The sequence below is a fragment of the Sneathiella sp. genome (assembly GCF_047631475.1).
Classification (GTDB): Bacteria; Pseudomonadota; Alphaproteobacteria; order Sneathiellales; family Sneathiellaceae; genus Sneathiella.
The window spans coordinates 1-25,431 of record NZ_JBLHZT010000012.1; the positions used below are offsets into that span (position 1 = coordinate 1).

General features: G+C 48.8%; 30 protein-coding genes and 1 riboswitch. Of the genes, 4 read left to right on the forward strand and 26 right to left on the reverse strand.

Going from position 1 to position 25,431, the window contains the following annotated elements; translation table 11 throughout:
* Positions 1-30 precede the first annotated feature (30 nt).
* From ACJAYR_RS06840 to ACJAYR_RS06900, 13 genes are all read right to left on the reverse strand, one after another.
* Positions 31-567 (reverse strand): PadR family transcriptional regulator, encoded by a 537-nt coding sequence (locus ACJAYR_RS06840; protein ID WP_415235901.1) that lies wholly within the window; start codon positions 565-567, stop codon positions 31-33.
* A gap of 345 nt (positions 568-912) precedes the next feature.
* On the reverse strand, positions 913-1,092 hold the full coding sequence (locus ACJAYR_RS06845; protein WP_415235902.1) for a hypothetical protein: 180 nt from the start codon (positions 1,090-1,092) through the stop codon (positions 913-915).
* Positions 1,093-1,202: 110 nt separating this feature from the next.
* Positions 1,203-1,409: a DUF1289 domain-containing protein gene (locus ACJAYR_RS06850; RefSeq protein WP_415235990.1), complete on the reverse strand. Its 207-nt coding sequence runs from the start codon at positions 1,407-1,409 to the stop codon at positions 1,203-1,205.
* Positions 1,409-1,843 carry an iron-sulfur cluster assembly scaffold protein gene (locus ACJAYR_RS06855; protein ID WP_415235903.1) on the reverse strand — a complete coding sequence of 145 codons (435 nt, stop codon included), beginning with the start codon at positions 1,841-1,843 and terminating at the stop codon, positions 1,409-1,411. Before ACJAYR_RS06855 ends, ACJAYR_RS06850 begins: the two co-directional genes overlap by 1 nt.
* A gap of 7 nt (positions 1,844-1,850) precedes the next feature.
* Complete coding sequence (locus tag ACJAYR_RS06860; protein ID WP_415235904.1) at positions 1,851-3,482, reverse strand: NTP transferase domain-containing protein; 1,632 nt, start codon at positions 3,480-3,482, stop codon at positions 1,851-1,853.
* A complete protein-coding gene (locus tag ACJAYR_RS06865) occupies positions 3,479-4,168 on the reverse strand; it encodes an XdhC family protein (RefSeq protein WP_415235905.1) in 690 nt (229 codons plus the stop codon). The genes ACJAYR_RS06860 and ACJAYR_RS06865 overlap by 4 nt, the downstream gene beginning before the upstream one ends.
* A gap of 11 nt (positions 4,169-4,179) precedes the next feature.
* Positions 4,180-4,518 carry an XdhC family protein gene (locus ACJAYR_RS06870; protein ID WP_415235906.1) on the reverse strand — a complete coding sequence of 113 codons (339 nt, stop codon included), beginning with the start codon at positions 4,516-4,518 and terminating at the stop codon, positions 4,180-4,182.
* A complete protein-coding gene (locus ACJAYR_RS06875; protein ID WP_415235907.1) occupies positions 4,515-5,732 on the reverse strand; it encodes a vWA domain-containing protein in 1,218 nt (405 codons plus the stop codon). Before ACJAYR_RS06875 ends, ACJAYR_RS06870 begins: the two co-directional genes overlap by 4 nt.
* Positions 5,733-5,990: 258 nt before the next feature.
* Positions 5,991-6,914, reverse strand: coding sequence for an AAA family ATPase (locus tag ACJAYR_RS06880; protein WP_415235908.1), 924 nt, complete (start codon positions 6,912-6,914; stop codon positions 5,991-5,993).
* 127 nt (positions 6,915-7,041) lie between these two features.
* Positions 7,042-7,830, reverse strand: a complete 789-nt coding sequence (locus ACJAYR_RS06885) for an FAD binding domain-containing protein (protein WP_415235909.1) — start codon at positions 7,828-7,830, stop codon at positions 7,042-7,044.
* A gap of 15 nt (positions 7,831-7,845) precedes the next feature.
* Positions 7,846-10,197: a xanthine dehydrogenase family protein molybdopterin-binding subunit gene (locus tag ACJAYR_RS06890; protein WP_415235910.1), complete on the reverse strand. Its 2,352-nt coding sequence runs from the start codon at positions 10,195-10,197 to the stop codon at positions 7,846-7,848.
* Positions 10,198-10,200: 3 nt separating this feature from the next.
* Positions 10,201-10,668: a (2Fe-2S)-binding protein gene (locus ACJAYR_RS06895; protein WP_267177817.1), complete on the reverse strand. Its 468-nt coding sequence runs from the start codon at positions 10,666-10,668 to the stop codon at positions 10,201-10,203.
* Positions 10,669-10,838: 170 nt separating this feature from the next.
* Entirely contained in the window at positions 10,839-11,495 is a 657-nt protein-coding gene (locus ACJAYR_RS06900; RefSeq protein WP_415235911.1) for an SRPBCC family protein, read from the reverse strand.
* A gap of 223 nt (positions 11,496-11,718) precedes the next feature.
* Between ACJAYR_RS06900 and ACJAYR_RS06905 the strand changes: the two genes are divergently transcribed.
* Positions 11,719-12,324 (forward strand): hypothetical protein, encoded by a 606-nt coding sequence (locus ACJAYR_RS06905; protein ID WP_169545325.1) that lies wholly within the window; start codon positions 11,719-11,721, stop codon positions 12,322-12,324.
* Here ACJAYR_RS06905 and ACJAYR_RS06910 read toward each other — a convergent pair.
* Genes ACJAYR_RS06910 through ACJAYR_RS06955 form a run of 10 tightly spaced genes read right to left on the reverse strand, consistent with a single transcriptional unit; the run spans position 12,321 to position 20,687 of the window.
* Complete coding sequence (locus tag ACJAYR_RS06910; protein ID WP_415235912.1) at positions 12,321-13,187, reverse strand: ChaN family lipoprotein; 867 nt, start codon at positions 13,185-13,187, stop codon at positions 12,321-12,323. The genes ACJAYR_RS06905 and ACJAYR_RS06910 overlap by 4 nt on opposite strands.
* Before the next feature lie 9 nt (positions 13,188-13,196).
* Positions 13,197-14,888, reverse strand: a complete 1,692-nt coding sequence (locus tag ACJAYR_RS06915) for a Na(+)/H(+) antiporter subunit D (RefSeq protein ID WP_415235913.1) — start codon at positions 14,886-14,888, stop codon at positions 13,197-13,199.
* Positions 14,881-15,114: a hypothetical protein gene (locus tag ACJAYR_RS06920; RefSeq protein WP_415235914.1), complete on the reverse strand. Its 234-nt coding sequence runs from the start codon at positions 15,112-15,114 to the stop codon at positions 14,881-14,883. The genes ACJAYR_RS06915 and ACJAYR_RS06920 overlap by 8 nt, the downstream gene beginning before the upstream one ends.
* Before the next feature lie 10 nt (positions 15,115-15,124).
* Positions 15,125-16,633: a proton-conducting transporter membrane subunit gene (locus ACJAYR_RS06925; RefSeq protein WP_415235915.1), complete on the reverse strand. Its 1,509-nt coding sequence runs from the start codon at positions 16,631-16,633 to the stop codon at positions 15,125-15,127.
* A complete protein-coding gene (locus tag ACJAYR_RS06930; protein WP_415235916.1) occupies positions 16,630-18,129 on the reverse strand; it encodes a monovalent cation/H+ antiporter subunit D family protein in 1,500 nt (499 codons plus the stop codon). The genes ACJAYR_RS06925 and ACJAYR_RS06930 overlap by 4 nt, the downstream gene beginning before the upstream one ends.
* A 1-nt stretch (position 18,130) precedes the next feature.
* Positions 18,131-18,487: a cation:proton antiporter subunit C gene (locus tag ACJAYR_RS06935; RefSeq protein WP_169545330.1), complete on the reverse strand. Its 357-nt coding sequence runs from the start codon at positions 18,485-18,487 to the stop codon at positions 18,131-18,133.
* Between the two features lie 10 nt (positions 18,488-18,497).
* Positions 18,498-19,586, reverse strand: a complete 1,089-nt coding sequence (locus tag ACJAYR_RS06940) for a Na(+)/H(+) antiporter subunit B (protein WP_415235917.1) — start codon at positions 19,584-19,586, stop codon at positions 18,498-18,500.
* Complete coding sequence (gene mnhG / locus ACJAYR_RS06945; protein WP_415235918.1) at positions 19,583-19,924, reverse strand: monovalent cation/H(+) antiporter subunit G; 342 nt, start codon at positions 19,922-19,924, stop codon at positions 19,583-19,585. The genes ACJAYR_RS06940 and mnhG overlap by 4 nt, the downstream gene beginning before the upstream one ends.
* A complete protein-coding gene (locus ACJAYR_RS06950; protein ID WP_415235919.1) occupies positions 19,924-20,217 on the reverse strand; it encodes a monovalent cation/H+ antiporter complex subunit F in 294 nt (97 codons plus the stop codon). Before ACJAYR_RS06950 ends, mnhG begins: the two co-directional genes overlap by 1 nt.
* Positions 20,214-20,687: a Na+/H+ antiporter subunit E gene (locus ACJAYR_RS06955; protein WP_415235920.1), complete on the reverse strand. Its 474-nt coding sequence runs from the start codon at positions 20,685-20,687 to the stop codon at positions 20,214-20,216. The genes ACJAYR_RS06950 and ACJAYR_RS06955 overlap by 4 nt, the downstream gene beginning before the upstream one ends.
* 430 nt (positions 20,688-21,117) lie before the next feature.
* Here ACJAYR_RS06955 and ACJAYR_RS06960 point away from each other — a divergent pair, with 430 nt between their 5' ends.
* Positions 21,118-21,690: a cold-shock protein gene (locus ACJAYR_RS06960; protein ID WP_415235921.1), complete on the forward strand. Its 573-nt coding sequence runs from the start codon at positions 21,118-21,120 to the stop codon at positions 21,688-21,690.
* A gap of 111 nt (positions 21,691-21,801) precedes the next feature.
* Here the strand turns inward: ACJAYR_RS06960 and ACJAYR_RS06965 are convergent, their stop codons facing one another.
* The 3 genes from ACJAYR_RS06965 to ACJAYR_RS06975 form a co-directional block, all read right to left on the reverse strand.
* The gene (locus tag ACJAYR_RS06965) at positions 21,802-22,740 is read right to left on the reverse strand and encodes an ABC transporter substrate-binding protein (protein WP_415235922.1); all 939 of its coding nucleotides are present in this window, start codon (positions 22,738-22,740) and stop codon (positions 21,802-21,804) included.
* Between the two features lie 25 nt (positions 22,741-22,765).
* Positions 22,766-23,533, reverse strand: a complete 768-nt coding sequence (locus ACJAYR_RS06970) for an ABC transporter permease (protein WP_415235923.1) — start codon at positions 23,531-23,533, stop codon at positions 22,766-22,768.
* Positions 23,530-24,363: an ABC transporter ATP-binding protein gene (locus ACJAYR_RS06975; protein WP_415235924.1), complete on the reverse strand. Its 834-nt coding sequence runs from the start codon at positions 24,361-24,363 to the stop codon at positions 23,530-23,532. The genes ACJAYR_RS06970 and ACJAYR_RS06975 overlap by 4 nt, the downstream gene beginning before the upstream one ends.
* Positions 24,354-24,456: riboswitch (TPP riboswitch) on the reverse strand. Its footprint overlaps the gene before it by 10 nt.
* Positions 24,457-24,479: 23 nt before the next feature.
* Here ACJAYR_RS06975 and ACJAYR_RS06980 point away from each other — a divergent pair.
* Positions 24,480-24,959 (forward strand): DUF192 domain-containing protein, encoded by a 480-nt coding sequence (locus ACJAYR_RS06980; RefSeq protein WP_415235925.1) that lies wholly within the window; start codon positions 24,480-24,482, stop codon positions 24,957-24,959.
* 12 nt (positions 24,960-24,971) lie between these two features.
* Positions 24,972-25,421, forward strand: coding sequence for a PaaI family thioesterase (locus ACJAYR_RS06985; protein ID WP_415235926.1), 450 nt, complete (start codon positions 24,972-24,974; stop codon positions 25,419-25,421).
* Positions 25,422-25,431 lie beyond the last annotated feature (10 nt).

Below are 25,431 nucleotides of genomic sequence, written 5' to 3' on the forward strand. Positions count from 1 at the left end.
CCCTTTACCTGTGTTGAACGGCACATCTTTTTACTCTGCAGCCTTTTGTTGTCTAACTGCGTCATCTTCCAAAAGATGCCTGTTGTCGTGTAAATACTGAATAGCGGCTTTTCGGATCGTTAATCCAAAACCGCATAAGAATTGTTCTGAATGCGGGCGTGTCTTATCACACCCTGCGGATATGTCTTCTATATACTTCTCATATGACAGCAAAATTGTATCGATAAGAGTAGAAACGCAGCTTGTCGGCAACAAATCAGCGAACATTAACTTTGTAAGCGCTTCTGACCTGAATTTATCGGGTGCCGGGTCGGTCTTTAGCTCGTCAAGAAAGGCTTTTCGTCCTTCGGGTGTGATGGAATAGACCTTTTTATTGGGCCGTTTGTCTTGTGTCTCTTCCCGGCAGGAGACAAGACCGTCTTTCGTCAGTTGCTGTAATGCCGGATAGATTGAACTAAAACCAGCATCAAATACTTGACTGAAACGACTCTCAAAAGATTTTTTGATTTCGTAGCCTGACGCATCCTCAAGTGTAAGAATGCCCAAGCACAGGGTTTTTACATTCATCGAATATCACTACACACAATAAATTTTCGACATGAAATTGGGCCTTGATCCATAAATGCGCCTAACGGATCCATATGTCGGACTGATATAATGGTCGCAGCATTACGATCTGATTAAAATCTGTCTGTGACACGCATCACGAAGCGGTGGTTGTTGTTGTTTTTTATATGTGAATATTTGCTTTTTTAGTGTTTGGCAGCAGATGGATGATAAAACTTGCCAGAAAAAAGCAATGAAGATCGGTATATTGACGCTGCTTGTTAATCACGGGGACACGTTGCGGCACACACGAATCATCCCCAACTATCCTAATTGGAGAGGCGCGCGGTTCTGTTATTCAGACCGTCAAATATGTTTTAGGGGTGACGCGAGCGGGCGTTCATTCTGTGTGCAAATAACCTTAATAAGAGAAGGCTCGTGATTTGCTACCTGAAAACTTGTCGCATTCGGTACTGTTTGCACCATGACAACGAACAGGACAGCAAGAAAACATAAAGTCAGGGTCGTCAATGTTTTCAGATACATGATCTTGTCCTCGTTGAACAATTGATCCGGTCATCGGATTGTTAAACGATAGGGACAAAACATGCCCAAAATGTGGCGAAATCGGGAAATTTATTGGAACAAAACAATTTTTAGTCTTGATGGGCTTTCCGCCGGGCGCGCAAGGTTTTTATAATGGCGAGTTTTTCTTCATTGGACAGATGGATCCAGCCCCCAATTTCCAACCGTGTTCGAAAGCAGCCAACACAATACTCGTTGGACATATCCATTGAACAGACACCCGTGCAGGGGGATGGGATGTCAGGCAGATTGCCGCGTTTTATGACTGTTCTATGCATCACGTACCTTTCTTTTCTGTGTCAGATAGGATTTTTTCCAACGCATTCAACGGTAACATGACACATATGTGGCGGCTTTTATGATCTTTGACCGGTTCAAAATACGCAAGTTTTTCCCACGTCAGATCATTTTCCGTTGTCTCACCTGACAACAATGCCGTGACTTCGGCCCGAATTTTTTGGACATCTGAAAGGCTTAAGCCAATAGCATTTTCCGAGAGTAACGATGCAGATGCCTGACACAGCATACAGGCCCGGTTTTCATGGGCAAGCTCGGTAATACGGCCATCTTCAAGCTTGACCTGAATGGTTATTCGGTCGCCACATGTTGGGTTGTCCACGGTACTTTCAGCGTCCGGATGCTCAAGCGTGCCGGCACCATGGGCATTCGCAGCCAGTCGCATCAGGTTTTTTTGGTAGAGTTCTTCAATCACAATTTACTCACTTCTTCAGGGCCGCAAGGTTTAGTAGAATTTCCGGTGTATCGATATCAGCGAAAATACTAGGACTATCAATTTCCACCGTATGGACCTGACTTTCATTGTCATTAATCAAGGCTTTAGCGCCCATATCCCCGGAAATTAAAGAAATTTCATCTGCATATTGGCTTGAAATCAGGACTGGGTTCCCCCGTTTTCCTGAAACTGTTGGAATAACGATGGCGCGTCCTTCTTCAGGATCAAACTGATCGATCAGCTGGTTCAGAATTTCAAACGAAACAAAGGGCATATCCCCAAGACAAACAAGAACACCGTCGTAGTTTTCGGATAAAATTTGAAAACCCAGTTTGAGGGATGTGGACAATCCGTCTGCAAAATCTGGATTATGAACGCTTGGGATATTAATATCCCAGACACTTTTCAGAACGCTATCCGCTTCATGGCCAGTGACCATCAGGACGTGGTCTGCCTTGCTGGCCAATGCCTGCTCTGCCACATGTCGGATCATGGGCTTACCGTCTATCAAGGCCAGCAATTTGTTGTTTTTCCCCATGCGTCTGGATTGTCCGGCCGCGAGAAGAAGGACTGCAATTTTCGTTTTTTTCATTTGAGTACTCGATCGCTTTCCCGCACGAGGTTGCGGGCGGCTGGCAATTTCTTTTAATAATCCGCCTTCACCCATTCCCATAATATCGTCGGCTGTAACAGAAAGGCCGGCAAGAAGGCGTTCCATAACCCAGTCGAACCCATTTAGCTTGGGCGATCGACTGCATCCGGGCAGTCCTATAATCTGGCAGCCCTCTGACTGTCCCAGCAGCAAAAGGTTTCCCGGGTCGACAGGCATACCGAAATGGTCAATCTGTCCGTTGGTTTTTGTAATGGCCGTAGGAATGATATCCCGGGTATCAGTGATCGCGGAGGCCCCGAAAATCATGATCAGATCACATCCTTTGTCTTTCAGGCTGACGATGGCTTCAGCAAGGACATCTTCATGATGGTCACATTCCAGACGTTCCGAAATTCGATTGTTACAGGCTAACAGACGGGCCTCTAAAACCTTTTCAGACTTTGCGATCAGTTTGTCGGTTGTCCCTTTCAAGCGGGTCGAGATAACCCCGATTTTCCGGGTTAGGAACGGGTGGACCGTAAGCAGGCGCGCGTCCTCCAGTTCGGCAAACTCGGTTGCCTGATTGATGGCTTCTGTCCGTGCCGAAAAGGGTATTATTTTTATGGTCGCCAGCATTTGGCCCGCATCCACTTTGTCATAATCCTTGACGGTGGCAACGGTGATGGAAGGATCAATCCGGTTGACCTTGTTTAGCAGGGTTCGATTGATGCGAACAATACCGGCTGTTTGTGCATACAGATTGCTTCTGCCAGTAAAAGGCGGTTTGGCACGCACATTTTGGCCTGTGAAATGACCGGCCAGAATTTCCGCGGCCTCGTCTTCAATAATGTCACCAGGTTCAAGCTTCGCTGCAAGCACCGTTTCATGGCCGGCTGATGCGATTTGTTTAAGCGTTTTCTGGTCTAGAAAGTGACCTTTTTTGAGCATGCCTTCTGGTCCCAAATCAACGGCATGGGCAAGGATCGCCCCATCGGCGCTTGAAAGGGGTAAGCGTGCAAAGATCATTTGGTTGGTTTTCCGCGAAGACAGGCTGTCATTTCAGCCATGATAGAAATCGCAATTTCAGCGGGAGACTGGGCCCCGATATCCAACCCAACGGGACCATGAATGCGTGCTAAATGATCGTCAGTAAATCCTTTTTTGGTCAATCTTTCCTGGCGTTTGGCATTTGTTCGAGTGCTACCTAAAGCGCCGATGTAAAAGACATCAGACGATAACGCGCTTTCCAAAGCCGGGTCATCAAGTTTTGCATCATGGGTGAGGGTTACGATGGCAGAGCGGCGGTCTGGACGTAGCTCAGCTAACGCTTCATCAGGCCAGCGGTCGTCCAGTTTTATCTCGGGAAATCGAAAATCAGATCCAAAACTGCGGCGCGGGTCAATGACGGTGACATCATATGCCGCGGCGGCGGCCATTGGGGCTAGTTTTTGAGCAATATGAACGGCACCAACAATGAAGAGCCTAAGCGGAGGATTAAAAATATTTAGGAAGACAGGGCCGTCCTCGGTCTCGACTTCCCGTGGTTTATCATTTCGGAGGGCCGTGCGGGCCTCGGTCAGTAAAACACTGTTTTCCGCCGTATCAAACGGATGCAGAAGCTGGCTTTTCCCCGTGGATAATGTGGTTGCCAGAACAACCTGCTGTTTTTTCTGTCTGGCTTGCTGAAGATCCTGAAGTAATGTGATGTCCATGTGTCTTGCTCTTAATTTAGGGTCTCAACAAAGATCCGGATTTTCCCGCCGCAGGCAAGTCCGACTTCCCAGGCTTCATCATTGGAAACACCAAATTCAAGCGTCTTTGATCCCCCGGATTCCATAAGAGCGAGGGCTTCCTGTATCACGGCCCCTTCAACACACCCACCGCTGACGGATCCAACCATATTACCAACCTGGTCGATTGCCAATTGACTGCCCATTGGGCGCGGTGCGGATCCCCAAGTTTGAATGACGGTCGCAAGGGCAACATTTTTCCCTTCTGTTTTCCAGTTTAACGCCGCTTGAATAACATCGTCTTTGTCGGCCAAGTCCAGTTGTGTGTTCATGTTCCATACCTTTCATTGGCGGATTGAGGGCTTTCAGGGGCGGATAATATCTCCGCAAGGTCTGCTAAACTTTGCAGATTATGAACCGTTCTGAAGATATCCACGTGGGGCAGGATCATTTTAATCCCTTTTGCTTTTGGTTCAAACCCGTCATATCGCAGCAAAGGGTTTAGCCAGATCAATTGCCGACAGGATTTATGAAGACGCTCCATTTGTATCCCCAAATCATCGCCGGTATCCCGGTCCAGTCCGTCAGAAATGAACAGGACTACTGCTCCCTGACCTAAGACGCGGCGGGACCAGAATTTGTTAAATTCGGCAATTGTCGCCCCAATCCGGGTTCCTCCGGACCAGTCTTCGACCCGTTCGCTGACGGCGTCCAAGGCTTCATCCACGTCCCGGTAGCGCATGTATCGAGTAATATTGGTAAGACGGGTCCCAAATACAAAGGTATGAACGCGATCGCGATCGTTGGTCAGCGCATGCATAAAATGCAGAAGCATCCGGCTATACTGGGTCATCGAGCCCGAAATATCGCAAAGAATAATAAGCGGAGGATGACGCCGGGCAGGCGATTTGAACCGCAAAGGAATAATGTCACCGCCAGAACGCTGAGACGCCCGGAGGGTCCGCCGCATATCGACCTTGCCATTTCTCTGGTTTGGTTTGAGCCGCCTTGTTTTTACTTCCCGAATAGGCAGTCGGAGTTTCTGAAGAGCCCTTTTTGCCTGCTCCAGTTCTTCCACGCTCATGCTTTCGAAGTCTTTTTCCTGCAACAGTTCATTATCTGAGGTGGTAAGTTCGGCATTGATCTCGATTTCCTCGCCCTGATCCTCTGTTGCGCTATCAGGGGCTTCTGATGGGGCAAGGGCCTGTGACAGGCGTTTGGAAATTTCGTCTTCATCGCCTTTCACTTTGTCCAGATAGGTGGTTGGCAGCATCATATCCATCATCTTTTTCAGGATGTCCGGATTGCGCCAAAAGATATGAAAAGCCTGATCAAATAGGGGCCACTGATCATGACGGTTTACGAATACGGAATGCAGCGTCCAGTAAAAATCATCGCGTCGTTCAAGTCCGGCGCATTCCACCGCTTTAATGGCTTCAATCACACGGCCGGGTCCAACAGGAATACCCGCTCGCCGCAAAGTACGGGCGAAATGTAGGATATTCTCGGCAAAGGTACCGTGTTCTGCGAAGCTGTTCTCTGTCATATGGTATTTATTCTGGCGGTTAATGAAGCATTCTGGAAATGACCGCAATCACTATGTGTTGTGTTTGGCTGATGAATGTCCGTACTGTTGCGCAAGAACTGAGCGCGTATTCTTTTGTTATTGTTTCTCCAAAACCCCGGCATTTTTGAGCCCAAAGAGGCTGGATCAACCGATTTCAAAAATTCATCGCGGACAGCGTAAAATGATGCGCATTGCTGCCGTTTTTTCGGCATGCCGGGGATCGTTAGAACGATCTGGTCAGGCACCTTTCTGTTCCATCTCGCTATTGATCTGATCGATGATGCTGGCCGCTTCACTGCCTTGCACACGGGCGATATCATCCTGGTATTTCAAGAGAACGCCCAGCGTGTCATTAATGACATCGGGATCCAGAGACATAACGTTCAGTTCGGTCAGGGCATTTGTCCAATCAAGACTTTCTGCAATTCCGGGAAGTTTAAATAAGCCCGGATCCTGGCGAAGTTTCTGGACAAAGGCGACAATCTGTTCTGAAAGCCGGGCATCGGCCCCCGGAAGTTTGCGAGCCAGAATTTCTTTTTCGCGTTCAGCATCAGGATAATCTACCCAGTGATACAAACAGCGGCGTTTTAAGGCATCATGAATTTCCCGGGTTCTATTCGACGTTACGATAACGATGGGGGCCTCATCGGCCTTGATGGTGCCCATTTCCGGGATTGTTACCTGAAAATCAGACAATACCTCCAAAAGATATGCTTCAAATGGTTCGTCAGTGCGGTCCAGTTCATCAATTAATAAAACTGGCGCACCGGACCCAGTATTTTCTAAAGCATTTAACAGCGGGCGTTTGATCAGAAATTTTTCTGAGAACAGATCATTGGCCAGCTTGTCTTTTTCTGCTGTATCTGTTGCTTCGGCCAGTCGAATTTCAATCATCTGGCGCGCGTAATTCCATTCATAAACAGCAGAGGAGACATCCAGTCCTTCATAACATTGCAGCCGGATTAGCGGTCTGTTCAGCTGTTCAGCCAGAACCTTGGCGATTTCTGTTTTGCCAACACCGGCTTCCCCTTCCAAGAAAAGGGGACGCCCCATTTTCAAAGACAGGAACAGAACCGTAGCAAGGCTGCGATCAGCAACATAATTCGCATTTTTAAGCAAATCGTGGACGGCATCGATAGAGTTTGGAAGCGGCGTGGGCATAATTCTTTACGGTATCCTTTGACTGAAAATTTCAGGATCGTCTTGTCGGCCGGTGGTGTCACCCCGTCAACACCAGGCACAGGAAAAGGGGAAGCGAACTTCCCCTTTCAAATTGAGATCCCGTGTCTTAGGACGCAGCGTCTACTGCGCGCGCTGCCATGACGGATATCAGGTTTGACCGATACTCCGCTGAGGCATGGATGTCAGAGTTCAAACCAGATGGGTCTGTTTTAATGCCAGACACGGCACTGCCACTGAAATTCCCATCAAGCGCGGCTTCCATATCACTTTGGCGGAAGACAGATGGGCCTGCACCAGTGACAGCAACACGGCTACCGGACGCTGTCTTGGCGACAAAAACACCAACAAGCGCAAACCGTGACGCCGGGTTTGGAAATTTGGCGTAGGCCGCTTTTTCCGGAGTTGGGAAAGTTACTTTGGTCACGATCTCGTTTTCTTCCAACGCGGTTTCAAACAGATCGACAAAGAAGGCCTCGGCATCAATGGACCGCTTGTTGGTATGAACCGTTGCGCCTAATGCGACCAACGCTGATGGATAATCAGCAGCTGGATCATTATTTGCAATGGATCCACCAATTGTACCGCGGTTGCGAACCTGCGCGTCGCCAATTCTGGACGCCAGATCAGCAAGGGCTGGAATTGCATTTTTAACATCGGCAGAGGTTGCAACTTCGGCATGGGTTACCATGGCACCAATTGATACTTCGCCGCCATTTGCTGAAATCCCTTTCAGCTCAGAAATTCCGCCAAGATCGACAAGTTTGTCTACCTGTGCCAGGCGTAGTTTAAGAGTGGGCAGCAAAGATTGCCCGCCTGCGAGGAATTTATCATCCTCACCTGTCATCCCAGCGGCATCGTTAATCCCCGAAGGGCGTTCATAATCGAATGAATACATAATCTATCTCCCTTCTCAGGCGTTTTGTGCGGCGCGCCAGACTTTTTCTGGTGTCGCCGGCATGTCTATTTCTTTACCAAGGGCGTTGGTAATCGCGTTCATCAAGGCTGCTGGCGCTGCAATAGCACCGGCTTCGCCGCACCCTTTAACGCCTAGTGGATTACTAGGGCAGGGGGTGTTGGTGGCTTCAACCTTGAAATTAGGCAAGTCGTCGGCCCGTGGCATGCAATAATCCATGTAGGATCCGGTCAACAGCTGACCGTTGTCCTCGTCATAAACAACGCCTTCCAGCAATGCCTGACCAATACCCTGAGCAACACCACCATGAACCTGACCTTCAACGATCATCGGGTTGATGATGTTTCCGAAGTCATCCGCAGCGGCCCAGTCGACGACGTCAACGACCCCTGTATTTGGATCAATTTCAACTTCGGCGATATGAGTGCCTGCGGGGAAAGTGAAGTTCAACGGATCGTAAAATGCATTTTCCGCCAAACCGGGCTCAAGATCTTCAGGATAGTTATGCGGAACGTAGGCTGCGAATGCAATTTCACCAATTGTCAATTGCTTGTCCGTTCCTGCGATTGAAAAGACACCATGCTCATGTTCGATGTCATCCGCAGACGCTTCCATCAGATGCGCTGCAATTTTCTTCGCTTTGTCGACAATCTTATCAGCCGCTTTCACAATCGCAGAACCGCCAACGGCGAGTGAGCGGGATCCATAGGTTCCCATACCAAACGGTACTTTTGTTGTGTCACCGTGAACAACTTCAACACTTTCAAAAGGCACACCAAGTTTTTCGGCGATCAGCTGTGCAAAGGTCGTTTCATGACCTTGCCCGTGGCTATGACTTCCTGTGAAGACTGTAACAGAACCTGTTGGGTTAAAACGGACTTCCGCGCTTTCCCAAAGGCCAACGCCTGCACCCAGTGAACCAACCGCAGCAGACGGTGCAATACCACATGCTTCGATATAAGCCGCTGAACCGATGCCCCGAAGCTTGCCGTTTGCCGCAGACTTCGCTTTACGGGCTTCAAAGCCAGAATAGTCAATCATGTCTTTGGCGGTGTTCATTGTCAGCGGATAATCACCTGAGTCATAGGTCATGATGACAGGCGTTTCATACGGATAGGCATCCGGCTGAATGAAGTTTTTCATCCGCAGTTCCGTCGGATCCATATTCAGATCACGGGCAGCGCGTTCCATCATCCGTTCAACCACATATGTGGCTTCAGGACGGCCCGCCCCACGGTAGGCATCAACAGGGGTGGTATTTGTAAAACCAGCCTGAACCTCTGCATAGATGCAAGGCATCTTATACTGACCGTTCAGCAGGGTGGCATACAGGTAGGTTGGAACCGCAGAGGCAAATGTGGATAGATAAGCGCCCATATTGGCTTTCGTTGCGACCCGGAACCCTAAAATATGGCCATCATTGTCAAACGCCATTTCAGCGTGTGTCGCATGATCACGGCCATGGGCGTCGGTCAAAAAGGCTTCTGAGCGATCAGAGGTCCATTTGATCGGGCGCCCTACTTTCTTTGAGGCCCAGATGGTTGTTGTTTCTTCCGCATAAACAAAAATCTTGCTGCCGAAACCGCCACCAACATCCGGGGCAATTACCCGAAGTTTATTTTCAGGCGCAATCGCGACAAATGCCGACAGGATCAGGCGGGCGACATGTGGATTTTGACTGGTGGTGTATAGGGTATATTCGCCCGTTCCCCTGTCAAATTCGCCAAGTGCGGCTCTGGGTTCCATTGGGTTGGGGGCCAATCGGTTATTGATCAGGTCCATTTTCGTGATGTGAGCGGCGTTGGCAAATGCGGCCTCTACAGCATCTTTATCTCCAATTTCCCAGTCATAACACTGATTGTTGGGTGCTTCTTCATGAATTTGCGGCGCACCCGCGGCGAGTGCTTTTTGAATGTCTGTAACAGGTTGCAATTCTTCGTAATCAACATCAATCAGTTCAGCAGCGTTCTTTGCCTGCTCAACTGTCTCTGCAACAACAAAGGCCACCTGATCGCCAACATGTTTAACTGTATCAACTGCCAGACATGGGTGAGGAGGGGCAGCATGCGGGCTGCCGTCTTTGTTATTGATGCCCCAGCCACAAATCAGGCCACCAACACCGTCGGCTGCCATATCGGCACCAACAAATATATCAACAACGCCCGGCGCAGATTTCGCTTCGGACAGATCGATATTTTTAATTCTTGCAAATGCATGGGGTGAGCGCAGGAAATATCCGTAGGCTTGCCCAGCTTTGTTAATATCGTCAAGGTAGTTGCCGTTACCGGTGATAAACCGTTGGTCTTCTTTTCTTTTAACGGATACGCCTATTCCATTTTCGACTGACATTGATCACCCTCCCATATTCTCCGAAGCTGCTTTTACAGATTTGACAATGTTGTGGTAACCGGTACAGCGACAAATGTTGCCTTCCAGTTCCTCACGGATTGTCTCTTCGCTTGGGTTCGGGTTCCGATTGACCAGGTCAACGGCGCTCATAATCATTCCCGGTGTGCAAAAACCACATTGCAATCCATGGTTTTCCTTAAAGGCTTCTTGCATAGGGTGAAGATTATCGCCATTGGCAAGCCCTTCGATTGTTGTGACGTCTGCGCCTTCGGCTTGTACGGCCAGCATGGTGCAGGACTTTACGCTGCTACCATCAACATGGACTGTACAGGCACCACATTGGCTGGTATCACACCCAACATGGGTTCCTGTCAGTCTTAGATTTTCCCGGATGAATTGTACAAGAAGTGTGTTCGGATCGACGTCCGCTGTTACATTCTTGCCGTTCACCGTCATTGTAACGGTTGTCATTTGAATCTCCTCCCTAGCTCAAATTTTCGGCCCAATTTTTTGGGTCATTTCCTGTCGTAGACCGATTTTTTATCCGGTGACCACGATCGATTTTTTAAGTTTCATATTCTTTGTCTGTTTGGTCAAGAAAAGAAGCATGAATAATCTGTGATTGTGAGCGCGCCCTGACGTTATGCTTTCGTCAAAAAGTAGATAACGGCAACGATAGCGATTGCCGCCGGGATCAGAAAAGATGGCTTCATCCATCCCGGTTTGTCAGATGTATCGGACGCTGACATCGGGGCGGATTGATCCTGAGATATCGCGCCATCAGATTGCGGAACAGAGGTCTGAGCAGCGGTGTCCGGCTCCTGTACCGGGGCATCTTCAAGCAGTGGGGCTTCCGCTTCGGCAGGCTGGCTCACCAATTCATTGAATTTTGCAAAAAACTCGCCAGCCAGTTTCTTTGCCGTGCTGTCAATAAGTCGTGATCCGATTTGCGCCATTTTACCGCCAACAGATGCACGAACGTCATAGGAAAGTAAGGTTCCGCCATCGGTTTCCGTCAATTTGATATCAGCACCGCCTTTGCCAAAGCCCGCAGCGCCCCCTTTTCCTTCGCCTGTAATGGTGTACCCATTGGGGGCATCCATGTTGCTGAGTGTGACCTGTCCTTTAAAGGTTGCCTTTACCGGTCCGACCTTCACTTTTACTTTCGCGGCGAAAGATGTATCGCCATCTTTTACAACTTCTTCACAGCCAGGAATGGCTTGACGCAAGATTTCCGGATCATTCAAAGCGTCCCATACAACTGTTCTGGGGGCGTTGATCAGTTCTTCGCCGCTCATTTCCATGCGGATACCTCAATTTTGATAATCTGGATTAATGACTGGATTTCGATTTCTTTAACCTTAACCATGACTGGCATACTCTGCAAGAGGTACAACTAACTGATCGTTCAAAAATGTTATTTTTATCATCCGGCATCGAACGGGCGGCTTATCCTGTTAAGGGGCAATTAACCATTAGAAACTATGGTAAGGTCGGGTTTTTTCTAAAAAGGAAACAGTGATGCGTCCAGCGATCCGATCAACATTTGATATTGTTGCCTGGCTTGGTGAAAGAGGAGGGCAGTCCGGTACTGCACTCAAGCCTCCCTTTTTGATGCAAATTCTTTATCTTTCTCAGGCGCTATATGCCAGTGAGCATAATCAGGCAAAATTGATGCCGGCGACCTTTCTTGCGACGGATGCAGGCCCCATCGAACCAGATCTTTTTCTCGCTCTGGAACAGGGAATTTCTGTTGATGCGGCCGTCGCACCAGCGGATCATGTGGAAGAGGTCCTTATTGCCGTTTGGGATGCCTATGGTCAAAGCGATCAGGAAGAGTTACGCACAGCACTTGCATCGGATAGCGCAATCAAACTTGCCACCAAACGCGGACGGAATTCCGAAATTCTGATCGACGAAATGGCAGCGGCGTATCCGGGTGGCCTTTCCAACTTTAAAGGTCAAAGCCGTGTCAGTCAGTTCCCAGATGGTTCACCCTATAGCGTAAAACATTCCAATCTGGATGCTGTTCCTTCTGATAAACAGGAAGTTCGCTTTACTGCCGATGGAAGGTCTGTCACCCGTTGGGTTCCGAAAAAACGGATTAAATCGTCAGATCTTTCCTAGCTTTTACCAAATCGCTTTTTCAGTGCAGCGCAATGATCCTTATAAGGCGTAGCATCTGTGATCCACACCAGATCGTATTCTGGAAACGGATCACTTAACGTTGCCTGATCCGTGTCTTCAATAAGGCCGAGAACCTGTATCGATTTGTCTTTTGCTTGCTGCGATAGATAGTAGGGAACGCCTCGATCTTTTCGGACATGTCCATTTCCGGCAATCAGGAAAGCGGTTGTGCCCTTGATATTATCGGCCAACTGGCGGGCCATCAGTTTATCCCGCGCAATCTGGATATTGCTCATGGGTTGCAGGGCTTCGTCGGGTAACAAATCACAATGGCTGCTTTTAATATCCGCATTTAATTGCGCCATTTTAGCAGGATCGAGACTGTTAAGAGCGTCTTTGCGGGCAACCATCTGTTGGCGGATTTCAGACTTGGGGTAATTGCCATAGACCATACGGGCGCCGGTTTTTTGAGCCTGTTCAAACAGAGGACCATAAAATGCCCAGTCGGGCCAGCCGGAAGTTTCCCAATTCAAGGCTTCTTTCAACGCAGAATAAGGCAGGTCGCCCGCGATAAATCGATCGATGACCGGTTGCTGTTCCTGATTGATCATTTCAAAAACGACCACGTCGCCTTTTTTGAGCAATTTCTGTAGTAAGGCTAACTGCACATTATGATGGTCGGGATTATCGTGCTTTTCCCCGATCAGAATAAAATCGGCATCCTGTAAGCGGGTTGCAATTTTTCCGTTCTCTAGGGCAACACGGGCATTCGCGACAGTATCACCAGAGGGGGCAATCATCCGATCACTTGGTGCACAGGCTGCAACAGAAAGCAGAAACAGGGGCAGAAGCAGTTCTTTCATGGTCATGCCTTACAGATAAGCGACAACGACGACAAAGCCGAAGATCGCCAGGATAACAGAGACTGCAACACCGGAAGATGTTGTCCGGGAAAGCATAGCGCCATTGCCATGGGTTCGTTGCGCAAAGGTAATCACAGACGCGACGATGTTTTTTCCCATTTCAAGGATCCAACTCCACGCAATGTCAACGTTTTTACCCAGCCATAGGAAAAACTGTTTCCCCAGTTTTCGATAGAACCAGTCGGTGTCCAGATTTCTGGTATTTGCGACAATCGGGTATATCCCCAATCGAAGCGCCAAGGCAAAACCCAGAACAGCAAAAATGATCATTTGCAACTGGGTCACAACATGGCTTGCCGTATATACTTCATATTCGATTGCATAAGGCAGCAGGCTGAAGAATTTTTCCGGAAACAGTCCGGCGCCAATAGCGATGCCCCCCAAAATGGCCATCGCTAGGATCATATGCATGGGGGCTTCAGACAGGGATGTTCCGTTGTCTTTACCAAAAAAGCCAAGAGCTGGAATTTTAATCCCGACATTGTCAATGACGGCAATTGCAGCAAATAACATGACCAGCCAAAGCAGAACCAGTTTGCCGTCCAAAGCCGCAGATAAAATCAGGGATTTGGATGCAAAGGCGCCCGTTAGGGGCATGGCCACTATGATCATGGCGCCTAATATGGCGAAGAAAGTCGTAATTGGCATGGATTTATAAACCGCACCCAATTCCGAGATTTTTGCCGTTCCGGCCCGGTAAAGAACCGCACCGGTCGCCATGAATAACAGGCAGGTGTAAAGGATACTGATGACAGCATGGGCGGCGACACCGTTCAGGGCAAGTTCGCTGCCGATCCCGATCCCGATAACCATGAAGCCCTGCTGACTGTTCATGGAATAGGCCAGGGTGCGTCGTAGATCATTTTCAAGCGTTGCATGAACGATCGGGAAAATGACCATAACCGCACCGATCCAAAGCAGCAGATCCACACCCGGGAAAGCCCGCGCAAGGGCATAGATGGCAAGCTTGGTGGTGAAAGCGGATAGAATGACTGTTCCGGTGACGGTGGCTTCAGGATAACTGTCCTGGACCCAATTGTGTAGCAGCGGGAAGGCTGCCTTGATGCCAAAAGCAATCAGGAAGAACCAACTGGCGACACTGCCAAAGGTCATGGCTGTGAACGCAACCGTTCCTGTTTCGCCAAAATATAGAACAACGCCGCACAGTAGAAGAACACCGGATGTAACCTGGATAATCAGATAACGGATACCGGCGTGATAAGAACGCTCTGTACGGCTCGCCCAGATTAAAAAGACACTGGAAATTGCTGTCAATTCCCAATAGGAGAAAAGGGTAATCAGATCGCCAGCAAAGACCGCCGCGATGGCCGAGCCTGCATATATCAGGGTCGCCATCTGCTGTTGAGTGTCTTTGACATGCAGGGAATAGAGCAAGCCTGCAAACGCGGCCACATGAAAGATCAGCCCGAAAATCCGGGAAAGTGGATCTATATGGGTCATGACCAGTTTCATACCCATAATTTCAACTTCGCCCCAGCTACCAAGGCCCAAACTTACCATTTGCGCAAGACCAAGCACAGGAAGGGCCAAAAGCAGGATATAACGGATGAAACTGGACGTGAAAGGCACGATAAACGCGCCCAGAATTAGGATCAGTCCCGGATTAAGGCCGTCAATCATAATAGTCCTCCTTCCGTGCGAGGAAGGTTTGAACCCCTTTGGCAACCGCAATTAGCAGGAAGAAGACCGTCATGGAGTATAAGCCATAAAAGACGGGGATTTCTTCCATTTCCGTATAGGGATGGGGGTGATAAAACAACTCAAACAATGCCAGAATGTCAGGCAAGGCAATCAAGGCAGCCAACCCAAAAAGAACATAAAGAAGTCTGTCTGAAATATGTGTCATGTCTTTGACCTCACGGTTTCAGAATAGGCAAGATTGCCTGATAAAGGGGATCGATCAATACGAACAGGGCGATGCAGGCCAGTGCAGTCAATGCAGGGGGAAGCATACACAATATTGGGGCCTCCTTGACATTTTCCCAAGACAGGAAAGATCGCTCTTCGCCGATCTTCACGACGGGATCTTTTTGACCCAACGGAGAATAGAAAAAGCCTCTCACGACAATGGGCATCAAATATCCGATATTCAGCAGCGAGCTGACAAGAAGCACAAATAATATGATCAATTGATCCGCTTCATAAGCGCCCAGCATGATGTAGAATTTGCTCCAACTCCCGCCCAGCGGAGGAATGCCAATGATACTGAGGGAGCCGATAAAAAAGGCAAGGAAAGTGATGGGCATTTGACGGCCCAATCCGCGCATATCCTTGATTTCGGTTTTCTTGGTTGCGGTGTAAATTGCGCCCGCACAGAAAAACAGAGTGATTTTACCAAAGGCATGCATCACGATTTGCAACGCACCACCCGCAACAGCCGCAGGGGTCGCCAGTGAAGCCGCCACGACAATATAGGCCAATTGGCTGATGGTAGAGTAGGCAAGCCGGGCTTTCAGGTTGTCTTTTGTCAAGGCAACGACAGAGGCGGCGATCAAGGTGTATGCGGCGATCCAAGTGAGCCATTCGGCAGTTCCGGTTTCGGTCAGGAAATCGATGCCAATGATATATACAATCACTTTTAGAACCGAAAAAACGCCAGCTTTAACAACGGCCACGGCGTGCAACAGCGCACTGACCGGCGTAGGCGCTACCATGGCGGACGGTAACCAGCGGTGGATCGGCATCAGGGCCGCCTTGCCAATACCATACATGAACAGGAACAGCAGAACGCCGGCAATTCCGGCGCTTACATGGCCTTCAAGAATACCGCCAAGGGTAAAGTCAGTGGTTCCCGTCAGCGTCCATGTCCAGATAATGGCCGGCAAAAAGAGGCCAATGGAAGTGCCCAGCAGGATACCCAGATAAATGCGTCCGCCTTTTAAAGCCGCTGCATTTCCTTTATGGGTGACCAACGGATAGGTTGACAGGCTGAGAACTTCATAAAAGACAAATAATGTGAGCAGGTTGCCAGAAAAGGCAATCCCCATGGTTGCGGCGATTGCAATGGTAAAGCAAACATAGAACCGGGTTTGTTTTACTTCATTATTACCGCGCATATATCCAATGGAATACAGTGAATTGATAATCCAAAGCGTGGATGCCACGGCGGCAAATGTCATGCCGAGCGGTTCAACCTTCAGCGTCAGTGCGAGACCCGGTAAGAACTGGATCAGTTCGAATTCCGGTCGAGCGCCGTCCAGAATATGCGGAAGGATGACCATAATATTCGCAAACAGAACACCGGCGGTTGCTAATGTGATCGTATCACGCAAGTTCGGAAGTTTATCAGATAAGGCAACGCCAACACCCCCAATCAGGGGAATAAGCAGGGCGACAAAGATATGGGTTTCCAGAGTGTAAATCATGGCTGGCCTCCCATCAGGAATTTGGCCGCCTGTTCGGCATACCCAACCGGCATACTGGTTTCAATTCCAAAATAAATCATACCCAATACAAACAACCAGACCGGAACAAGCATTGTCCAGGGAGCTTCGCCTGTGGCTGCACCTTCGGGGGAGGGTTTGAAATACATCTGTTCAACTACGCGCCAGATATATATGACAGCCAGCAGGGATGAAATGAGCATGCTGATTGCAAGGGCGTATCCCAACAGATCACCCCGCTCAAGGACTGCCTGCAATAGATACCACTTACTGATAAAGCCAGGAGTAAGAGGGACCCCGATCAGGGAAAGCCCTCCCAGAACAAAGGCCATGGAGGTTAGCGGCATCCGCTGCCCAATTCCGGCAAGGTCGCTGATCTGCGTACTTTGCATCCGGAAGAACATCGCGCCAACCGCAAGAAACAGTCCTGTTTTCACAATGGCATGGTTAAAAATATGAAGGATACTGGCCGTCAAACCAGACTCGCTGGCAAGCGCGATGGCAACCGTCATATATCCTAATTGGGCAACACTGGAATAGGCCAACAGGCGCTTCAGGTTGTCTTGAAAAACTGCCACAACTGACATGCTGAGGAAAGCTGCAATCCCAAGCGGCATCAACAACTCAGAGAGACTGACAATCTCGAAACTGAAATCCACTCCAAAAATCGTAAAAATAAAGCGGATCAGCAAATAGACGGACACCTTGGTTGCGGTTCCTGCAAAAAACGCAGTTACGATATTTGGCGCGTAGGCATAAGCATTGGGTAGCCAGATATGGAACGGGAACATCGCCAGCTTGATGGCGATACCGATGATCAAAAAGCCAACCGCCGCCCGCACAGGTCGGGTATCGGCAATCGTATCAAACTGGTCGGTGATCTCGGCAATATTCAATGTACCGGTCATTAAATACAGCATGCCAACACCGATCAGAACAAAGGTCGCGCCAATGGTACCAACAATCAAATACTGAAAGGCGGCCGTCAGGGCACGTCGATCATGCGTAACGCCCATTGCGATCAGAACATAAGAGGAGAGGGAGGTAATCTCGAGGAATACGAAAATGTTGAAGGCATCCCCTGTTACCGTAATACCCATCATTCCTGTTAAGGCAAGCAGGTAAGCTGCGAAAAACAGACCAAGATGTTTACTGGAGACTTCTGATGCGATGCTCTCTTTTGCATATAGAAGGACGCCAGTACTGATACCACTGATAATCAGCATGACAAACGCGCTAAGCGGATCCGCTACATATTCGATGCCCCAAGGAGGTGGCCATCCGCCAATATGATAGGAAACAGGTCCAAACTCTGACACATGAAGCAAAAGATCAAAGCTTACATAAAAGGAAAGCCCACTTAAAATCAGGGTCAGAAGCCACGGGAAGGTCGTGCCGCGCATCAATGCGCATACTGGCGCACCGAGCAGCGGGATAATAATCGCCAGAACGGGCGCATGGGACATCAAACCAGTCATATTAACGCTTTTCCTCCTGAAGGAGGATTTCGTCCTCGTCAATTGTACCGAAGGTCTCTTTGATCCTGACAACAAGCGACAAACCAAGTGCCGTGGTTGCAACTCCAACCACAATGGCCGTCAGGATCAGAACATGTGGCAAGGGGTTAGAATAGACGATGTCAGGGCGGTCAGCGATCAAGATCGGGGCTGTTCCCAGATCAATCTTGCCCATTGTGATGTAAAACAGGAAAACCGACACTTGAAAGAGCGAAAGGCCGATCATTTTTTTGATCAGGTTGGTGCGGCTCATTACCGTAAAGAGGCCAATAACAAACAGGATCACAAATATCCAGTAATTGAAGTTTTCAAATAACATTCCGCCGCCCCTAATTCACGTCTTCACCGCGACCTTCGGCACGACCGGCAAACCCATAAAAGATTGCCAGCATTGCCGCGGTCACTGTAATGCCGACGCCAAGCTCAACTAATAGAATGCCCAGATGCTGCCCCGCAACCGGATCAGAGGATAGGACGTTGTAGTCCAGGAAGTTTCCGCCGTTCAGCATACTGACAACCCCAACGCCTCCGTACAACAGGACACCCGCAACGATGAGATATTCGACCGCGCGTGTCGAGAGGATCTTCTTTGTCAGATGCAGGCCAAAAATAAGAGAGTACAGGATAAATCCGGCGGCCATCATGACTCCGGCCTGAAAACCACCGCCCGGCCCAAAGTCACCATGAAACTGGACATATAACGCGAAAATCAAAATAAATGGGATTAACAGCTTAGAGACAACATGGGGCACTAGATCGTGCGGGCTGCCCAACTGTTCTTTTGCTTCAACCTGAGCACCGTCACCCTCATTTTGTTCACTTTCAGAGACTGTCTTAGCATCGGTGTCAGCATCCGAGCCGTCTTCCAATTCGTCTTCCTTGCGGCGGCGTCTTTGACCCAGAATAATCAAAACGCCGATGCCTGCGGTGAAAACAACCGTTACCTCACCAAAGGTATCAAAGCCGCGATAACTTGCCAGAACGGATGTTACAATATTTGGAACGCCGATTTCCTGGCCGCTTTTGTTGATAAAGCGATCCGTAAGTTTGCTTGTTTGAACAGGCGTTTCAGCGGATCCAATAATCGGCATTCTGTCATCCAGCGTTGCATAGACAAGAACACCGCCAACCGCCAGCGACAGGAACAGGGGAAGCGCGCTTTTCTTGAGGGATACTTTTTCCTGTGATCCTACAAGAGCCAATGTCCCTAAATACAAAACTGTACTGATACCGGCACCAACCGCCGCCTCGGTAAAGGCCACATCAACGGCATCCAGCGTGACGAAAAGAAGGGCCATGATAAAACTTAAGGCGCCCAGAAGCATCGTCGCCACAAATAGGTTGCGCACGTACAGAACCGCCAGCGCACTCGCCACCAGTAGCAGCATCAGAAAGATATCTGTGAACTCCTGCATCATTCCGACGCCTCGTTTTTATCTGAAGGCAACACAGTTGTGTCCAGTTTGGGTTTTAATCCTGCTGTAAATGCTGCCTGAGCCAAGGCGTACGTGGCGGTCGGACTGGTGAAGAACAGGAAAACGACAATAAATCCCAATTTGACAGTGACCAGAGTAAGGCCGCTTTGCAGGGCCAGGCCTAAAAAGATGAGCAACGTTGCCAGAGTGTCTGCCATACCGCCCGCATGTATACGTGTATACAAATCAGGAAATCGAATTAGACCCAGACCGGTCATAAGAACAAGAACGCATCCGGAGAGCATTAGAGCCCAGGTTGCAATTTCCACAATCATTTCCATCAGCGATCTCCCTTGGGAGTGCCAGACAGGCCTCCGCGCAAAGTGCCAAATTTGAAATATTTAAGGACAGCTAACGTACCAATGAAATTCATGAGCGCATATACAAGAGCCAGATCCAGAAAGTCCGGCCGTCCATTCATAAACCCGACGACAGCGATCAAAAGGACCGTTTTGGTGCCGATGGCGTTGACCGCAAGGATCCGATCGTAAGAGGTGGGGCCCATGATGGCACGGGCGAGAGCCATGGCAACGCTCGCTAGCAGGGCAATTGCAGTTACGACAAAAATACTCATTCTTCACCCATCAATTGAGTTACCCGGCGATCCATGTCACCTGATTTAACACCATCCGCGGTCCCTTTGGTCAGGGCGTGAACCATAACGGTGTCATCATGGAGATCGACCGTCACCGTTCCCGGGGTCAACGTGATGGAGTTTGCGTAAATGACTTTTGCCAAATCGCTTTTCTGTGTGAGTTTGCTGCTGAAAAAGCTTGGGTCCAGATATTTTTTCGGAAACAGGACGCATTTTGCAACATCGATGTTGGCTTTAACGATTTCCAGCCAAAGCCATGCCCAATAGGAAAAAATCTGGGGTCCTAAATGAACAGGATGCCCTTCGCGATCCAGAACATCCATCCGTCTTGCAATAATCGTAACCAGAATACACGACGCGATTCCGAAGCCAATTGTCATCGGTGTGTAGATCCCTGACAACAATAGCCAGACAGCCATTAGAATTGAAATCAGGCTGATAATTTGCAAGACATGTTCCTTATCCCTGTCAGGCTTGGCGCCTGTTTGTTTCGAATTGTACGTTTGTGACCGTGTATGCCATGCGACGGTCAAGGCTGCAAGCGCAATGGCGCGAAACGATCCCTGTTTGTTGCAACAACACCATATCTGGTCGGTTGGTCCCCTTTTTGTTCTGATAATAAACTAAACGTAGTCCTGTACTATTCAAGAGGCGGCGTTCTAAAAAATACCAAAAACACGCCTGAACAATGTGGATATTTAGTTGCCGATTGAACAAAAGGATCCTGAAAGTCGGAATTTCGCCCTCTTTTAATGACTAAAAAGTCATTTTTTCGCTGATTTACCTTTGTTTAGGGTTAATCAAATGTTGAACTTTAGAGAGTTGTCATGTTAAGCTCGTCGTCTTGTTGGGTGTGTGTGAATAGGGCGGGAGTAATCTATGTCAGCAAAAGTTGAACCACTAAGAAACGAAGAAGACGTTTCTACTCCAATGGAACCCAAGGAAGAATCGTTTGAATTAAAAGGGCGTGTTAAATGGTTTAATACCGTAAAAGGATTTGGCTTTTTAACACCTGAGAATGAACCTGGGGACATTTTTCTACATCTTTCCTGCTTAAGGGAAGCAGGTCATGAGTATGTTGCTGAAGGTGTGACGGTAAGCTGTGAGGTTGTGCGGAGAAACAAAGGGTTGCAGGCCCTTAAGATACTGGATATCGATACGTCTACCGCAGTACCATTTCAGCCAAGGCCGGCAGAGCCGAGCAACGTGACGAACCATCCTGCTATTGAGCCAACCGGCGACTTTGTGGAAGCCGAAGTGAAATGGTTTGATCCGGTTAAGGGCTATGGCTTTTTGACTCAGGGTGAAGGTACTCAGGATATTTTTATTCACATGGAAACCCTTCGTCGCGAAGGGGCCTTGCCAATTCAGGCCGGTCAGCGCCTTAAAATTCGAACAGGCGATAGTGATAAAGGGCCGCAAGTTGCCCAGATCGAAGTAAATTCGCCCTAAGCTTCCTGCTCGTTTGCGATAGGGGTCGTCTCTCATAAAAAAATGGGCCGCCCACCGTTTTCAGGTGGACGACCGCAATATCGTGACGTTGTTTTCAGTATGCTAGGATCTTTATTTGATTTCTATAGCATACGCGTCCACGGACTCTGCTTTCTTGATCAGGTCAGATTTCACAAGGAATTTTGCAAACCGATCATACCGGTTGCTGTCCAATGCAGCGGGGCGCAGGGCGAAACGCGGCAATGTGTCTCTCCATGCCCGGCGGTTTAGCTCGTCATCCAGCTCTTTGTTGTTTTTGATAAACAGTTTCCACGCGTCATCTGAATGATTGATGATATATTGCGTGGCTTCTTCCAGACTTGCAATAAACGGCTTGAACCGCGGATCGTCCAGATTTCCAGAATTTGCAACAACGATTAACTCATCATACGCGGGAACACCTTCTTCTTCCGGATAAAAGGCTCTGCCCGGATGGCCTTCAATATCCATCTGGTTCAGTTCGAAATTCCGAAAGGCGCCAATCACAGCATCCACTTGCCCCGCCAGAAGTGATGGGGAGAGACTGAAATTGACGTTGATAAGTTCGATGTCAGAGAGGGAGAGGCCATGTTTGGAGAGCATTGCACTCAGGAGGGCATCTTCAAAACCACCAACAGAAAACCCGACTTTCTTTCCTTTAAGGTCAGCAAGGCTTTTAATCGGTCCTTTTTCAAGAACGACAAGACTGTTCAGTGGCGTTGCAACCAAGGTCGCAATCCTTTTAAGAGGAAGGCCTTCTGCGACTTGAACATGCAGTTGTGGCTGATAGGAAATGGCAAGAGGTGCTTTTCCGGCAGCTACCAGTTTCGGTGGGTCATTGGGGTCTGCCGGGGCAATGAGTTCCACATCCAGACCGTTTTTCGCGAAAATACCTTTTTCTTTGGCAATAATCAGCGGAGCGTGATCCGGATTGACAAACCAGTCCAGAAGGACCGTTAGTTTTTCATTGGCTGTTGCTGCTTTCAACGGCACCATAAGGGCCAGTAAAACCAGTAAAATTCTAAATTTCATAAGGGAAGCTCCAAGGTCTATGGGTCTAAGAATTGTCGGGTTGCCAGGACAAAGCGTGGCGTAAAAGGTAATCCATGAGGTAATACAGGCTGATGGCCATCAAGGTCAGGGTGAAAAGACTTGCAAAGAGAAGATCCGTCTGCATCCGGCCATTTGCATGAAGCATTAGATATCCCAGCCCGGATGACGAGCCAACCCATTCACCAACAACTGCGCCGATGGGCGCAACAGCCGTAGCAATGCGCATACCAGATGCCAAGGCCGGTAAGGCAAATGGGACGCGAATGAAGCGGTATTGCCGATAAATTTTCATAAAGTGAAAGGATTTTTGGGACTGCTGCATTAAGTCCGATAGATCCATCCAGGTTGGCGGCGTACGGTTTAATCCATCCAGGAAATTGACGGTGACCGGAAAGTAAATAATAAGGGTCGCCATAACGATTTTGGATGACATCCCGAAATCCAGCCAAAGCACCAACAACGGGGCAATGGCGAAAACCGGGACCGCCTGACTGGCGATTAACACCGGCATGATCCATTGGCGAGCCGGGCGGTGCATTGAAATCAGTAATGCAGAGATGATCCCCAGGCCAATTCCGATGATCAGACTAAGAATGATCTCGGTCGCTGTGGTGAGGGCATGTTCAAAGATAATGTCATACCGGTTTACGAAACTGAAAAAGACCTGAACGGGCGTGGGCAAGATAAATTTGGGGAGATCCGTTGCCCAGACGATCAGGCTCCATATGCCTAACAGTCCGCCTAAGGTTACAAGAATTCGGGTGATCCTCATATTTGATCCTCTTGGGTCAGGCCCAGCATGCTCAGGATCAAATTTAACCGTTCTCGCTGTTTTTCTGTCGTTGGCAAGCGCGGTGGCGCGCCGTCCATATGCAATACCGGAGACAGCAGAACAGGATTGCCAGCAAGCACAAAAATATGATGGGACACACGAATGGCTTCCATCGGGTCATGGGTGATCATCAAAACGGTTCGGCCTTTTAGAAGTTTGACCAGAAGCGCCTGTAAACGGTGACGGGTGATCGCATCCAAAGCAGAAAAAGGCTCGTCCACCAAAACAATAGGATGATCATTCATCAGGGTACGGGCCAGCGCAACGCGCTGACGCATTCCTCCTGATAGTTGATCGGGCAGGACATGGCCATGATCTTCCAAACCGACAGCTTTGAGAATTTCGCGGGCGCGCGATAAATCCGGACGTTGCCCATTCAGTCGATCTGAAATTATGACATTGTCCAAAATAGAGGCCCAGGGAAGAAGCAGGTCATCTTGCCCCATATAGGCAACCCGACCCCTTAGTGGCTTGTTGTCGCTGGCTGATATGTGACCGTCCCCCTGAATTGGAAGAAATCCGGCAATACTTTTAAGCAGGCTGGTTTTTCCAACACCGCTAGGGCCCAGTAAACAGGTCGTTTCCCCGCCTGCGAGGGTGAAATCAATGTTTTCAAGAATGGATTGGCCTTGAAAGGCGATGCGCGCAAGTCCAATATGAAGGGAGGGAGCGGAAGTCGTGTTGATATTTTTACCCCCTTCACGTGACTGAGGGGGCGTCAAATCGGCCGATTGGTTTTTCGGCGTGATAGATGTGTCGTCAACAACCATTATCTCGTTCCTACGCAGGTTCTAGCCTGATCAGGTAAAAGGGGTCGTTCCGACATGGAACCTCTCAGCACGATGGCTCCCCCCGAGTAGCCGTCATCATAAGGAAGAACATGCATATGGCAAATGAATATCGAAACAAACTGCATTTTCTATCTGTTTCTTTCGTTTTTCTGATCGTTGGCCTGATCGGTTTCATCGAGCCTGTTTTAGCAGACAACAAGCGCTTGTTCGTTCAAACATCTACCCGTGCAATAGAAGTTTCAGTTGATGTCGCCCAAACCGAAGAAGACCGAAATCGCGGTCTGATGTTTGTTCAAGAGATGTCTGACGATGATGGAATGCTGTTTGTTTTTCATCAAAGCCGCCCTGTATCAATGTGGATGAAAAACACATTTCTCCCTTTGGATATGCTTTTTGCGGATCAGAGCGGGAAAATTATTTATATCCACAGAAATGCGCAGCCTCATGATTTGACGGTGATCGCGCCCCCAATGCCCGTATTCGCAGTTTTGGAAGTCGTGGGCGGATTTGCAGATAAACACGGGGTGCAAATTGGTGATCAGTTGGTTTACAGTCTGTTTAAAAGGAACCTGTGAATTGGATGGAACGTGGAAAAAACAATAAAAAACAAAGCTAAAAAGAGTGATCAGGGTATTCCAGAAGGGTTTACAGAAGTTACCGGATTTGCTGCCTTTGCGACCAGAAATGGCCCTTATTTCGAAAAAATTGTCGACGACACAACTGTGATACGGGCGTTTCGATCAGATGAGAGGCACCTGAATGGCGTTCACTATGTCCACGGAGGGATGTTGATGTCGTTTATGGATTCAGCTCTCGCAAGGACTGTGTTTTACCGAACCGGGAAACGATGCGTCACGATTAAGATGAATTCTGAATTTTTGTCCCCTGTCCGCGAAGGGGATTGGATAGAGGCACACTGCGAACTGGTGCGGGATACCCGATCCATAGCGTTTGTGCGGGGTATATTGAAAGTCGGGCGCCGAAAAGTCTTTATGGCAGACGCCCTTTTTCACTATATCAAGCGCGAACACGACTAAGAAAATTTAA